Origin of the sequence: Pseudomonas sp. Sample_10 (assembly GCF_004321495.1) — a bacterium.
In the GTDB taxonomy this organism is placed as follows: Bacteria; Pseudomonadota; Gammaproteobacteria; order Pseudomonadales; family Pseudomonadaceae; genus Aquipseudomonas.
Map to the genome: position 1 here is coordinate 1 of NZ_RCOE01000034.1, position 13,978 is coordinate 13,978.

A 13,978-nucleotide genomic window follows, 5' to 3' on the forward strand; every position below is an offset into this window, starting at 1 on the left:
CCCCCCCCCCTGCAATTCCTACAGATTCTGCGGTGACACCTGCCCGTCCCAGCCGCCGCCCAGTGCGGCAATCAACTGCACGCTGGCGATCAAGCGGCTCTGCAACAAATCCAGGTTACTGCGCTCATTATTCAAGGCCGCCGCTTGCACCACGACCACATCGAGATAAGCGATCACACCGGCCTTGTACTGATTCTGGGTCAAGCGCAACGACTCGCGCGCGGCATCCAGCGCCTGTTGCCGCACGACGGCCTCATCCTGCAATACCTTGAGCTGGACCAGATAGTTTTCCACTTCACGAAAGCCATCGAGCACGGTCTGACGGTACTTGGCCACGGTTTCGTCGTAGGCGGCTTCACTGCGGTCCACTTCAGCAGAGCGTTGCCCGCCATCGAACAACGTCATGGCCAGTTGCGGCCCCACCGACCAGAAGCGGTTCGGTACGCTGAACAGGTCTTTGGAGGTGCTACTGCTGTAGCCGCCATTCAGACTCAGGGTCAGGTCCGGGTAGTACGCCGCCTTCGCCACGCCGATGTTGGCATTGGCGGCGATCACCGAGCGCTCGGCCGAAGCAATGTCGGGGCGCCGTTCCAGCAGTTGCGAAGGCAGGCTCAGGGGCACCTCGGGCAGCGCCGGGATGTTGGGGGTTTCTGCCAGGCTGAACTCTGCTGGCGGCAAGCCGACCAGTACGGCAATGGCATTTTCGAACTGGGCACGCTGCCAGATCAGATCGACCATGTCCGCTTCGGTACCCTTGAGCTGAGTCTGCGCCTGCGCCACCGCATCCTTGCCGGAAACACCGGCACGGTATTGGTTTTCGGTCATTTTAAGAGAGCGTCGATAGGCCTCGACCGTGGCTTCCAGCAGACGCTTTTGCTCGTCGATCACCCGCAATTGCAAATAGTTCTGCACCAGCTCCGATTGCTGGCTCAAGCGCATCGCCGCCAGGTCGGCAAAGCTCGCCTGGGCATTGGCCGTGTCGGCTTCGAGACCACGGCGCAGTTTGCCCCAGACATCCGCTTCCCAACTCACCCCGGCCTGAGCGGTGTAGGTGTCGCGAATACCGCTGGAAGAACTGGTCAGGCTGGAACTGCTGCTGCCGGTGCCCTGGCTGGAGCGGTTTTTGCCCAGCGACAGGTCAACCGTTGGAAAAAACGCGCCCCGGGCGCTGCGCACCAATGCCTGGGCCTGGCGATACTGGGCTTCGGATTGCGCGACAGTCTGGTTGGAGCTGTTGAGTTTCTCGATCAGGCCATTGAGCTGCTGATCGCCATACAACTCCCACCACGCACCGCGAGCCAGGGAATCGCTCGGACTGGCCTGACGCCAGCCTGCCGCTTCCTTGTACTGCGCAGGTTCGGCGGTTTGCGGGCGCTGGTAATCCGGGCCGATGGCGCAGGCGCTGAGCAGGGCCGCGCACAGCGACAGGCTCAACAATCGCGAGCCTCGGGCGGTGATCAGCGGTGTAGCCAGGTTGAACAGCGAACGGTCAGTCATAGCGGAGTTTCCAGAGCAGCATCGGTACGCACCCCACGCCAGTGGTTGAAGCGATGGCGCAGTTTGTCGAGATAGAGGTAAACCACCGGGGTGGTGTAAAGGGTCAGCACCTGGCTGAAGATCAGCCCGCCGATAATGGTCAGGCCCAGCGGCTGACGCATTTCCGCGCCTTCGGCACGCCCCAGCAGCAACGGCAATGCACCGAGGATCGCGGCCAGCGTCGTCATCAGAATCGGCCGCAAACGTTGCAGGCAGGCGTTGCGAATCGACTCCAGCGGCGCCATGCCCTGATGCCGTTCCAGTTGCAGCGCCAGGTCGATCATCAGAATCGCGTTCTTTTTCACCACGCCGATCAGCAGGAACAGGCCCAGCAAGGAAATCAGGCTGAACTCGCCACCCAGCGCGTAGATCGACAGCAATGCGCCGACACCCGCCGACGGCAACGTGGAGAGAATCGTCAACGGGTGGATATAGCTTTCATACAGCACGCCAAGGACCAGATACACCGCCACCAGCGCGCCGAGGATCATCCACGGTTGGCTTTTCTGGGTGGCGGCAAAGGCATCGGCAGTACCGGCCATTTTCGCGATCACATCTTCAGGCAAACCCACCGAGGCAATTGCCCGCTCGATGGCGGCGCTGCCCTGCTCCACGGTTACGCCTTCGGCCATGTCGAAGGCGATGCTTTCCGAAGCGAACTGGCCTTCATGGCTGACCCGATCGTCTTCCAGGCTGTTTTCATAGCGAGCGATGGTCGACAGCGGGATCCGTGCGCCATCGGCGGTAATCACCTGCACCTGATTGAGGGTTATAGGATCCTGGGCGTATTTCGGGTTGACCTCCATCACGACCCGATATTGGTTCAGGCTGTCGTAGATGGTGGAAATCTGCCGCTGGCTGTAGGCGTTATTGAGCACCGCCGTGACCATGTCCATGTCCACACCCAGGCGCTTGGCCTGGTCACGATCGACAATCAACGTCACTTGCTGCGCACCCCGGCCTTCGCGGGCGTCAATCGCGGTCAGCTGCGGCAGCGCTTTAAGCGCGGTGACGACTTTCGGATACCACTCGCGCAGCGAGCCCAGATCGCCACTTTGCAGGATGTAGGAATACTGCGACGAGGATTGCTCGCGGCCACCACCGAATTGCAGGTCCTGGTCGGCCATCAGCATCAGTTGTGCGCCGGGCACCTTGGGCATTTCCTTGCGCAGGCGTTCGATGACCTTTTGTGCGGAAATCCCGCGTTCCTTGATGGGCTTGAGGCGCACCAGCATGAAGGCGTTATTGGTGCCGTTCGAGCCCCCGATGAAGCCCGCCACGCTTTCGACCGCCTCGTCCTTCAACACCTCGCGGCGGAAAGTTTCCATTTTCGGCTGCATCACCGAGAACGAAAGGCCATCGTCGCCGCGCACGAAACCGATCAGCTGGCCGGTATCCTGCTGCGGCATAAATGTTTTTGGAACAACCACATACAACGCGATGTTCACGCCAATTGTCACAAACAGGCTAAGCAACGTCAGGCGCCGATGACGCAGCACCCAGTCCAGGCTGGTCGCGTATTTGCCGACCATCCACTCGTTCGCCCGCTGGCTCCAGCGTTGCAGACGGTTTTCCTGGCCCTGCGTGTGCGGCTTCAACCAACGCGCGCAGAGCATGGGCGTCAAGGTCAGGGAAACGATCAGCGACACCACGATGGACGCCGCCAGCGTAATGGAAAACTCGCGGAACAGGCTTTCGACAATCCCGCCCATGAACAGGATCGACAGGAACACCGCCACCAGCGATACGTTCATCGACAGCAAGGTGAAGCCGACTTCCTGCGCGCCCAGGTACGCCGCTTTCATGGGGCGAATGCCAGCGTCGATGTGCCGGGAAATGTTCTCCAGCACTACGATGGCATCGTCAACCACCAGGCCGGTGGCCAGAATCAGTGCCATCAACGACAGGTTGTTCAGGGAAAACCCGTACAGGTACATCACGGCAAACGTACCGACCAGCGACACCGGCACCGCTAGCGTCGGAATCAGCGAAGCGCGGAAATTGCCGAGAAACAGGAACACCACCAGAATCACCAGAGCCACGGCGATCAGCAGGGTCATTTCCGCTTCGTGCAGGGTGGCCTTGATCACCGGTGAACGGTCCATGGCCAGGTTCAGTTTGACACTGGCCGGCAGCACCGCCTGCAACGCCGGCAACTGGGCCTTGATCTCGTTGACCGTCTCGATGATGTTGGCGCCAGCCTGGCGGTTGATCACCAGCAGCACCGCCGCGTCATTGTTGAAGAAACCGCTGTTGTAGCGGTCCTCGACGCCGTCGCTGACCTTGGCCACATCCTTCAGGCGCAAGGCTGCACCGTCCGCGTAGTGGATGATCAGCGATTCGTAATCCTTGGCCTTCTCCAATTGGTCGTTGGCCTGCACCTGCCAGAGGCGCTGGGCATCTTCCACCGAGCCCTTGGGCCGGCGTACGTTGGCCTCGGCGATGGTTTTACGTACATCGTCCAGCGCGACGCCGTACTGGTTGAGCGCCTGGGGTTCGAGTTCGATACGCACGGCCGGCAGGGAACTGCCGCCGATCTGCACTTCACCCACGCCCTGTACCTGGGACAGGCTCTGGGACAGGATGGTGGAAGCCAGGTCGTACAACTGGCCCTTTTCCAGTACATCAGAGGTCAGCGACAGCACCATGATCGGCGCCTGGGACGGGTTGACCTTCTTGTACGTCGGCATACTGCGCATGCCGCTGGGCAACAGGTTGCGCGAAGCATTGATCGCCGCTTGCACTTCCCGCGCCGCGCCATTGATGTCGCGATCGAGATCGAATTGCAGGATCACCCGGGTCGAGCCCTGACTGGAGCGACTGCTCATGGTGTTGACCCCGGCGATGGCGCCGAAGGAACGCTCCAGCGGCGTGGCCACGGTCGACGCCATGACCTCCGGGCTCGCGCCAGGCAAACTGGCCTGAACCACGATCACCGGAAAGTCCATTTGCGGCAACGGCGACACTGGCAGAAGGCCGAAACTCACACCGCCCAGCAGCATGATCGCCAGGCTCAGCAACATGGTCGCCACCGGGCGCTTGATGAAAGGACCGGAGAGGTTCATGGCTGCTCTACCGCGTCCACAGGCTCAGGCTTGCGCCCCCAGCGCCGACCGAGACGGTCGAAATACAGGTAGATCACCGGCGTGGTGAACAGCGTCAGAACCTGGCTCAGCAACAAACCACCCACCATCACCAGACCCAACGGCTGGCGCAGTTCTGCGCCGGAACCGGTGGCCAGCATCAACGGCACGGCACCAAACAACGCCGCCAACGTGGTCATCAGGATCGGCCGGAACCGCAACAGCGCCGCCTGATAAATCGCTGTCTGCGGGTCCATGCCCTGATTGCGTTCGGCGTCGAGGGCGAAGTCGATCATCATGATCGCGTTCTTCTTGACGATACCGATCAGCAAAATGATGCCAATGATCGCGATCATCCCCAGGTCATTGCCGCTCAGGATCAACGCCAGCAAGGCGCCGACCGCCGCCGAGGGCAAGGTCGAGAGAATGGTGATCGGGTGGATGTAGCTCTCGTAGAGTACGCCCAGCACGATGTACATGGTCACCACCGCCGCCAGGATCAGCAGCAATGTACTCGACAACGAAGCCTGGAACGCCTCGGCAGCGCCCTGGAACTGGGTCTGCACACCGATCGGCATGCCGATGTCCTTTTGCACCTGCTCGATGATCTCCACCGCATGCCCCAACGCCACGCCGGGCGCGAGGTTGAACGACATCATCACCGCCGGGAACTGACCGATGTGGGTAATCGCCAGTTGCGCCTGGCGCTCTTCGATGCGCGCCAGACTGGACAAGCGCACCTGCCCGCCATCGGTGGTCTTGACGTGGATCTGGTCCAGCGCCTGCGGGCCGATTTTCTCGCCGGATTGCGATTGCAGCACCACCCGATACTGGCTGGCCTGGGTGTAGATCGTGGAAATCTGCCGCTGACCGAAGGCGTCATACAGCGCATCGGTGATGTTCGACACCGACACGCCGAGCCGCGACGCCGCATCACGGTCGATCACCAGATAGACCTGCAAGCCCTTGTCCTGCAAATCGCTGGCGACATCAGTCAGTTCAGGCAGTTGTGCCAACGCCTCCACCAGACGCCCACTCCACAGGCTGAGCAGTTCGGAGTCCGGCGAAGACATGCTGAACTGGTACTGCGTGCGGCTGACCCGGTCCTCGATGGTCAGGTCCTGTACCGGCTGCATGAACAGGCGGATGCCCACCAGTTTGTCCAGTTCCGGTTGCAGGCGCGCAATCACTTCAGTGGCGCTCAGGTCGCGGTCACTGTGGGATTTGAGGTTGATCAGCAAGCGGCCACTGTTGAGTGTCGAGTTGTCGCCATCCACCCCTATGTAGGACGACAGGCTCTCGACCGCCGGATCCGCGAGGATGACCTTGGCCAGCGCTTGCTGACGCTCACTCATCGCCGCGAAGGAAATCGACTGCGGCGCCTCGGAAATGCCCTGGATCACCCCGGTGTCCTGCACCGGGAAAAAGCCCTTGGGCACCACCATGTACAGAAACACAGTCAGCGCCAAGGTACCGATGGCCACCATCAGCGTCAGCGGCTGGTGCTTGAGCACCCACTGCAACTTGCGCCCGTACGCCGCGATCATCCAGTCGATGAACGCGCCGCTGGTCCGGTAGAAACGACCCTGTTCCTGTTCCTTGGGCTCGCGCTTGAGCAGGCGCGCGCACATCATCGGCGTCAGGGTCAGGGACACCACAAGCGAAATCAGGATGGCGACTGCCAGGGTAATGGCGAATTCGCGGAACAGGCGCCCTACCACATCGGCCATGAACAGCAGCGGAATCAGTACGGCGATCAGCGACAGGGTCAGGGAAATCAGGGTGAAGCCGATCTGTTTGGCGCCCTTGAGCGCGGCGTTCAGCGGGCTGTCGCCCTCCTCGATAAACCGGGAAATGTTCTCCAGCATGACGATCGCATCGTCCACCACAAAACCGGTGGCGATGGTCAGGGCCATCAGGGTCAGGTTATTGACCGAGAACCCCGCCAGGTACATCACGCCGAAGGTGCCGATCAGCGACAGCGGCACGGCCACCGACGGAATGATCGTCGCACTGGCCCGACGCAGGAACAGGAACGTGACCATGACCACCAACGCTATGGCGATCAGCAGTTCGTGTTGCACATCCTTGACCGAGGCACGGATGGTCTGGGTGCGGTCGGTGAGGACCACCACATCGAGACCAGCCGGCAGGTTGTCGGTGATGCTCGGCAGCAAGGCCTTGATCCGGTCGACCACTTCGATGACGTTGGCTCCGGGCTGGCGCTGGATGTTCAACAGCACCGCCTGGTTTTCGTTGGCCCACGCGGCCAGACGCTCGTTTTCGGCGCCGTCGACGATTTCCGCCACGTCCTTGAGGCGCAGGGGCGCACCGTTGGCGTAAGCGAGGATCAGGTTGGCGTAGTCCTTGGGCGAGGTCAGTTGATCGTTTGCATCAAGCATCGACACCCGGGTCGGGCCGTCGAAGTTGCCCTTGGGCTGGTTGACGTTGGAGGCACCGATCAACGTGCGCACGTCGGACAGGTTCAGGCCGTTGGCGGCGAGCGCCTCGGGGTTGACCTTGATTCGCACGGCCTGACGCTGACCACCGGCAATGCTGACCATGCCGACGCCACTGATCTGGGCAATCTTTTGCGCCATGCGGGTGTCGACCAGGTCATTGAGCTTTGGCAACAGCATGGTCTTGGACGTGATGGCCAGGGTCAGCACCGGCGTATCGGCCGGGTTGACCTTGTTGTACACCGGCGGCGCCGGCAGGTCCGAGGGCAGCAGATTGGTGGCGGCGTTGATGGCCGCTTGCACCTGCTGCTCGGCCACGTCCATGTTGATGTCGAGGCTGAACCGCAAGGTCAGGACCGACGCACCACCAGAACTGGTGGAGGCCATTTGCGTCAGACCGGGCATTTGCCCGAACTGGCGTTCAAGGGGCGCAGTCACGGCGCTGGTCATGACATCCGGGCTGGCGCCGGGATAGAGCGTCATGACCCGAATGGTCGGGTAGTCGACCTGGGGCAAGGCCGACACGGGCAGCAACCGATAGGCGATCACACCGGCCAGAATAATGGCCAGCATGCTCAGGGTCGTCGCTACCGGACGAAGGATGAACAGCCGCGAGAGATTCATGCGCCGCCCTTTTTCGCCTTGTCGGCAGGTGCCGGTTCAGTCGTGGTAGCCGCGGATTTGCCCTGTAGATGGCCGGCTGGGCTGGTCGGCACTTGCTGCGGATCGTTGACCACTTCCACATCGCTGCCGTCCTTCAAGCGATCAGTGCCTTCCAGCACCACACGATCACCGGCGGCCAGGCCTTCGGTGACCACGGTGTTCTCACCGTCGCTGGCACCGATCTTCAGTTGACGAATCTTGACCTTCTTGTCGCCATCCAGGGCATAGACGAAAGTGCCGTTGGTGCCGAACTGAATCGCCGCCGAAGGTGCGAGCACCACGCCTTTGAGGGTGTCGGCCAGCAGGCGCACATTGACGAACTGGTTGGGAAACAGCGCCTGGTCACGGTTGTCGTAACGCGCCTTGAATTTCAGGGTGCCGGTGGTGACATCGATCTGGTTGTCCAGGCTCTGCAACACGCCGGTGGCCTGCAATTTGGTGTCGCCGCGATCCCAGGCCTCGGCTGGCAATTTTGCGCCACTGCGATAGCGCGCCAGCACTACATCGAGGCTGTTCTCCGGCAAGGTGAATGCCACGCTGATCGGTTGCGTCTGGGTGATGATCGCCAGCGCCGTGGTGTCATTGGCCGCTACCAGGTTACCGACATCGAGCTGACGCAAACCGACGCGACCAGCGATGGGCGCACGGATCCGGGTGAATTCGAGATTGAGCTTGGCGTCGTTGACCGCCGCCTGATTGGTCTTGACCGTGCCCTGGTACTGGCCGACCAGTGCTTCGGCGGTGTCCAGAGTCTGCTTGGCGATGCTGTCTTCGCGATAAAGGCCGCGATAGCGCTCGACGTCGACCTGGGCGTTCTTCAGTTGCGCCTGATTCTGCAGCAAGGTGCCTTCGGCCTGGAGCAGCGCGTTCTGGTAAGGACGCGGATCAATCTCGGCCAGCAGATCGCCGGCCTTGACCATCTGCCCTTCCTCGAAATGGATCTTGACCAGCTCACCGCCCACGCGGCTGCGCACATTGATCGTGTTCAGCGCGGTGACCGTGCCCAGCGCCTTGTAATACAGCGGGAAGTCACCGGTGACCGCCGGCGCCACACGCACCGGAACGGGCCCGGACGCCCCGCCGAACCCCGGACGCATACCGCCCGAACGGCCTGTGTGTCCGGCCACGGCTTTCTGCCCCGCCCCCTCTTTGGGCGCAGTACTGCCGGGCCAGAATTTCCAGCACAGGCCAGCGATGACCAGCAGGACAAGCAGGCCGAACAGCCAGCGACGAGGACTACGGGAAGCAGAGGATTGCATTGAATGATCAACCATTGGGCGCGTGGGCTTGTTTTACATGAGGCTGAACGATAAGCACTGGCGGGGATTAAGCAAAGTGCCTTTACCGGCAATTTACCTTCGGCTTACGTAACAGAAGATTTATCCAAGACACTGAAACACAAATGAAAACGGCCTGGACAGAGGGGTAATGCTATTCAGTTATGGACGAACACTGCACCTGTGGCGAGGGAGCTTGCTCCCGCTGGAGCGCGAAGCGGCCCCAAAAATGGGACTGCTAAGCGGTCCAGCGGGACGATGCGGCGCTCCGGCAAGCTCCCCCTCCACAGGTTACTGATTACTCGCTCTATCTCTTAACTGAACAGCATTGTGGAGATTAGGAGGCGTTAAACTTTGTAAAGGTATGCTTATTTCAGGGCAGCGAGCGCTGCTTCGTAGTTCGGCTCTTCAGCGATTTCCTTGACCAGTTCGCTGTGCAGCACGTTGTCATTCTCGTCCAGAACCACCACGGCACGGGCAGTCAGGCCTTTCAGTGGGCCGTCAGCGATGGCCACGCCGTAGTTTTCGATGAACTCGGCACCGCGCAGGGTCGACAGGTTCTGGACGTTTTCCAGGCCTTCCGCACCGCAGAAACGCGCCTGGGCGAATGGCAGGTCGGCGGAGATGCACAACACCACGGTGTTGGCGACATCGTTGGCCTGGGCGTTGAACTTGCGCACGGACGTGGCGCAGGTCGGGGTGTCGACGCTTGGGAAGATGTTCAGCACTTTGCGCTTGCCGGCAAAGTCTTTCAGGGTGACGTCGGACAGATTGCCGGCAACCAGAGAAAAGGCTGGCGCCTTGGAACCGGCTTGAGGCAGTTGGCCGTTGACTTGAACAGGGTTGCCTTTAAGAGTGACTTGAGCCATGAACGGAGTCCTTCTGAACGTTGTGGTAGAGAATTTTGAAGAGGTCGAAGTTAACCACGAAATGGCCCGGTGACCTACCCCGGATACAAATCGTGAAGTATTGCTTTGCCAGTCACCACCAAACCCTGTGGGAGCCGGGCTTGCCCGCGATGACGGCCTTACATTCAACACCGCTGTGACCGGCCGATTGCTATCGCTGGCAAGCCAGCTCCCACAGAGAATCGCGGTGTTACATAAATAATCGCTACGCATCGCAATGCCGCGCCTAAGGTTCTTTCAGTTTTTTTGGACGCGCTGTCGATTTGCGTCCTCACCATTCGACCATTAAGCGAATCGTTCAAATCATGCGGAGAAACCACCATGCGCTTCATGATCATCATCAAAGCCAGCCAGGATTCCGAAGCCGGCATCATGCCCAGCACCGAACTGCTGACCGCCATGGGCAACTACAACGAAGAACTGGCCAAGGCCGGCATCCTGCTCGCTGGTGAAGGCCTGCATCCGAGCAGCAAAGGCGCCCGCGTGCGCTTCGCGGGTGATAAACGCACGGTCATCGACGGCCCCTTTGCCGAAACCAAGGAACTGATCGCCGGTTTCTGGCTATGGCAGGTGAAATCAAAAGAAGAGGCCGTCGAATGGGTCAAGCGCTGCCCCAACCCAATGCCCGGCACGGAAGCGGAAATCGAGATTCGCCAGGTATTTGAAATGGAGGATTTCGGTGCAGAGCTGACGCCGGAATTGCGGGAGCAGGAAGAGCGGGCGTTTGGCAAGGGCAAGCAGTCCTGAGCCATTTTCAAGTGAGTTGCCATGATGCGCTGGCATGGCCACGTCCCGAGTGGACGTGATCTCCGACGGGCTCTACCTCTGCTAAACCGCTTACTTTTGCTCAGCGTCAGTGAGCGTGATGTTTTGCATCAAAATGCCAGCTTCCGGGAGGCTACAGCGCCTTGCGGCATTGCCTACAACTACGCCAGAATCCGCCGGCTTGTGCGTCCCAGAGGCCGTCGGTAACTTGATTGGCGTCGCTGATTGTCAGTGACCGGGTTTAGTAGCCCGGCTTGTTGCTAACGGTTGCATGAGTGTCATCTGGTCAGGTATTCACCTGTATTTGATGGCGGCTGTGCGCATGGCATCTTCGGGTGCACCGGGTTTGGCAACGTACCGGTCTACTAACTTGCGCATAGCTGCCACCCTTTCGTTTAGTAGCGAGATGGTTGCGCCCCCTACTTTTAGAGGTACGTTGCCATGACCAAATCGAGCTCAACTCCACCGGACACCGATCCAGACACCTCCAGCCAATCTCCCCACCAACCCAGCAACATCTTCCTCATCGCCCCCGACATCGACAATCAAACCCTGCTGGCATATGCCTGTGAATCGCTGGCCTCGGCGAATGTCATGGCCAGTGATTTCGCCAGATATCTGCAAGGCTCGCAGAGCAACACGCTGCTGGGGATTCAGCAATCGATCATGCTCGGGGAGTTGGCAGTCAACCGGGTGCTGGACAACCTCGACCCGCCCTGATTCACACTGAACTACAACGTCCGTGAAACCCGCCGTTTGTTTCATTACAGACTGCGGGTTTTCTAGTTCCAGCAACCCCGCCCGCCTTCAACCCACTGATTTTTATTAACTTTTTAGTACACGAGAAAATCAAAAAACTTGTACAAAAAACTAAATAGTTAACACTTTTGGCTGGATTTCCCTCATATTGCTGCTACCTTCAAGGACGTGTCCTACGGGCTTGAAGGAAAGGGATTACGCAGTAACGGCCATCAAGTGCCGAGTCATCCAAGTGAGCCACCAGGGAGCCGGGGGAATCATGTCAAACACATTGGGGAAGCACGCCTTTCTTTTGGCGTTTTCGTTCGTGCCTTTTATTTACGCGCACGCGGATGACGCCGAGACCGCCAACAAAAGCAACAACCCCCTGAACATCGCACCGGGGATGAGTCTGCAGGACTATTACACCCCGAAGTTTTACGACTCCAATATCCACACCAACGATCTGTTGGTGCGTGGCACGCTGCCGATTGCGCCCAACGACTTCATCGGTGTCCCGCAGTTGATACGTGCCACTGCGCCGATCAGCACTCGCCCCGATCCCAGCAGCGGCTACAGCACCGGTGAGGGCGACCTCAACCTGTTCGATATCTTTTTGCTCAAGACCGAGGGTGTGCAATTGGGTGTTGGCCCGATGATCACCGCGCCCACCGCCGATCAGGACGAGCTCGGCACCGGCAAATGGCAAGGTGGTCTGGCCGCCGTCGCCATCGATTCCTCGCCCCGGGGCCTTTTGGGTGCGCTGGTGCAATACCAGAGCTCTTTCGCAGGTGACAGCGACCGGCCCCACGTCGAAAGCGCAACCTTGCAGCCTTTCATCATTCACAACCTGGAAAAAGGCTGGTACCTGCGTTCAACCGGTACCTGGACCTTCGACCTGAAAAACGACACCCACTACATCCCACTCGGTTTGGGTGGCGGCAAAGTCTGGAAGTCCGGTTCCAATATCCTCAACGCATTCATAGAGCCGCAGTGGACCGTCGATCACAAAGGTGATGGCCTGCCGAAATTTACGCTGTACGCCGGCCTCAATGTCACGTTCGGCAAATAGGGATTTTTTCTATGCACATTGCACTTCGCGCCGCCGGTTTCAGCCTGATGACCATGTTCGTCAGTTGTGGGGTCGGTGCGCAGGAGCTGGACACGCGAATCGGCAAGATCAGCATGGAAGGCGAGCTGCCGGCCCACGATTCCGTCGCCAAACTGTACGCTGAACTGGATTTCCAGCAGGCCACCCAGAGTTACCTGTGGGCCTTGCCACTGGTGTCTTACGCGCAATGGCAGGCAGAGTTTCGCGACAAACTCGGCGCCCACAGTGGCGACCTGATGGTACTCAACAGCTACGAAGACAAGCTTGGCGTGATCACCGCCAACGCCACCACGCCGTATATCCTCGGCTTTGTCGACTTGAATGAAACCGGGCCGCTGGTCATTGAATTGCCGTCAGGCCCAACAGCGGGCGGCATCGGTGATTTCTGGCAGCGGGCGATCATCGACATGGGCCAGACCGGCCCGGACAAAGGCAAGGGCGGCAAATACCTGGTGCTGCCACCGGGCGCCGAGCTGCCGGCCGATGCTGGCAAGTATTACCTGGCCAAATCGGAAACCATGAACGTGCTGGTGGGTTTTCGTGTGCTCGATCCGGACCCGGCCAAGGGCAAGGCACTGGTCGAACAATTCAAGATGTACCCCTACGCCCAACGTGCCGAGCCGACCAAGACCAAACTGCTCACTCCCGGTGGCAAAGCCTGGTCCGGCACCCAGCCACGCGGCCTGGCGTATTGGCAGCGCCTGCACCAGATCATCCAGAAAGAACCGGTCAACGAACGCGACCGCTTTTACATGGCCATGCTCGCCAGCCTCGGCATCGAGAAAGACAAGCCGTTCAACCCCAATGACAACCAGCGCAAGGCACTTGAGCAAGGGGCACAGGTCGGTGAGCTGATCGCCAAGGCCAACACCTTCGCCAAGCGTTTCCCGGATGCACAGTACTGGCCTGATCGGCAATGGGACACGGTGCTGAACATCGCCGAGCCATCGCAACGCGTGGCCTATTACGACCAGCTGTGGGAACGCAGTGCGTGGTTCTACGAAGCGGTCACCAACACCAAAGGCATGGTCTCGAAAACCCCGGGCCTCGGTCAGACCTACCTGGGCGCATACACCGACGCCAAGGGTGAATGGCTCGACGGCGGGAAAAACTATCGCCTGCACGTCGGCGCCAATCCTCCGGCCAAGCAGTTCTGGTCGATGACCGTGTACGACATCGACAGTCGCTGCCTGATCGACAATCCGCAGCGCAAGGCCGACCTCTCCTCGCGCCAGGACCTGAAGAAAAACGCCGATGGGTCCGTCGACCTGTACTTCGGCCCGACCGCACCAAAAGGCTTCGAGAATAATTGGGTACAAACCCTGCCGGGCAAGCACTGGTTCAGTTACTTCCGTCTGTACGCGCCGACCGAGGCCTATTTCGACAAAAGCTGGAAACTCGACGACATCACAAACGTGGAATAACGCCCGCGATTGCA

At 59.9% G+C, this 13,978-nt stretch carries 9 protein-coding genes; 4 read left to right on the forward strand and 5 right to left on the reverse strand.

The window, feature by feature from the left end; all coding sequences use genetic code 11:
• Window positions 1-18 precede the first annotated feature (18 nt).
• From D8U18_RS02270 to tpx, 5 genes are all read right to left on the reverse strand, one after another.
• Window positions 19-1,497 carry an efflux transporter outer membrane subunit gene (locus D8U18_RS02270; protein WP_131106916.1) on the reverse strand — a complete coding sequence of 493 codons (1,479 nt, stop codon included), beginning with the start codon at window positions 1,495-1,497 and terminating at the stop codon, window positions 19-21.
• On the reverse strand, window positions 1,494-4,601 hold the full coding sequence (locus D8U18_RS02275; protein WP_131106917.1) for an efflux RND transporter permease subunit: 3,108 nt from the start codon (window positions 4,599-4,601) through the stop codon (window positions 1,494-1,496). The genes D8U18_RS02270 and D8U18_RS02275 overlap by 4 nt, the downstream gene beginning before the upstream one ends.
• Window positions 4,598-7,702: an MdtB/MuxB family multidrug efflux RND transporter permease subunit gene (locus D8U18_RS02280; RefSeq protein WP_131106918.1), complete on the reverse strand. Its 3,105-nt coding sequence runs from the start codon at window positions 7,700-7,702 to the stop codon at window positions 4,598-4,600. The genes D8U18_RS02275 and D8U18_RS02280 overlap by 4 nt, the downstream gene beginning before the upstream one ends.
• Window positions 7,699-9,015, reverse strand: a complete 1,317-nt coding sequence (locus D8U18_RS02285) for an MdtA/MuxA family multidrug efflux RND transporter periplasmic adaptor subunit (protein WP_131106919.1) — start codon at window positions 9,013-9,015, stop codon at window positions 7,699-7,701. The genes D8U18_RS02280 and D8U18_RS02285 overlap by 4 nt, the downstream gene beginning before the upstream one ends.
• Before the next feature lie 371 nt (window positions 9,016-9,386).
• Complete coding sequence (gene tpx, locus D8U18_RS02290) at window positions 9,387-9,887, reverse strand: thiol peroxidase (RefSeq protein ID WP_056855499.1); 501 nt, start codon at window positions 9,885-9,887, stop codon at window positions 9,387-9,389.
• Window positions 9,888-10,247: 360 nt separating this feature from the next.
• Here tpx and D8U18_RS02295 point away from each other — a divergent pair, with 360 nt between their 5' ends.
• From D8U18_RS02295 to D8U18_RS02310, 4 genes are all read left to right on the forward strand, one after another.
• Window positions 10,248-10,673, forward strand: coding sequence for a YciI family protein (locus D8U18_RS02295; RefSeq protein WP_131106920.1), 426 nt, complete (start codon window positions 10,248-10,250; stop codon window positions 10,671-10,673).
• Window positions 10,674-11,132: 459 nt separating this feature from the next.
• Window positions 11,133-11,411: a DUF6124 family protein gene (locus D8U18_RS02300; RefSeq protein WP_130905642.1), complete on the forward strand. Its 279-nt coding sequence runs from the start codon at window positions 11,133-11,135 to the stop codon at window positions 11,409-11,411.
• Between the two features lie 298 nt (window positions 11,412-11,709).
• Window positions 11,710-12,501: a hypothetical protein gene (locus D8U18_RS02305; protein WP_056855502.1), complete on the forward strand. Its 792-nt coding sequence runs from the start codon at window positions 11,710-11,712 to the stop codon at window positions 12,499-12,501.
• Window positions 12,502-12,512: 11 nt separating this feature from the next.
• Window positions 12,513-13,964 (forward strand): DUF1254 domain-containing protein, encoded by a 1,452-nt coding sequence (locus tag D8U18_RS02310; protein ID WP_131106921.1) that lies wholly within the window; start codon window positions 12,513-12,515, stop codon window positions 13,962-13,964.
• The last annotated feature ends 14 nt before the right edge of the window (window positions 13,965-13,978 follow it).

Bases quoted from the DNA above. Each gene is read 5' to 3' on its own strand.
- D8U18_RS02270 (WP_131106916.1), bottom strand. From the start codon at position 1,497: ATGACTGACCGTTCGCTGTTCAACCTGGCTACACCGCTGATCACCGCC.
- D8U18_RS02275 (WP_131106917.1), bottom strand. From the start codon at position 4,601: ATGAACCTCTCCGGTCCTTTCATCAAGCGCCCGGTGGCGACCATGTTG.
- D8U18_RS02280 (WP_131106918.1), bottom strand. From the start codon at position 7,702: ATGAATCTCTCGCGGCTGTTCATCCTTCGTCCGGTAGCGACGACCCTG.
- D8U18_RS02285 (WP_131106919.1), bottom strand. From the start codon at position 9,015: ATGGTTGATCATTCAATGCAATCCTCTGCTTCCCGTAGTCCTCGTCGC.
- tpx (WP_056855499.1), bottom strand. From the start codon at position 9,887: ATGGCTCAAGTCACTCTTAAAGGCAACCCTGTTCAAGTCAACGGCCAA.
- D8U18_RS02295 (WP_131106920.1), top strand. From the start codon at position 10,248: ATGCGCTTCATGATCATCATCAAAGCCAGCCAGGATTCCGAAGCCGGC.
- D8U18_RS02300 (WP_130905642.1), top strand. From the start codon at position 11,133: ATGACCAAATCGAGCTCAACTCCACCGGACACCGATCCAGACACCTCC.
- D8U18_RS02305 (WP_056855502.1), top strand. From the start codon at position 11,710: ATGTCAAACACATTGGGGAAGCACGCCTTTCTTTTGGCGTTTTCGTTC.
- D8U18_RS02310 (WP_131106921.1), top strand. From the start codon at position 12,513: ATGCACATTGCACTTCGCGCCGCCGGTTTCAGCCTGATGACCATGTTC.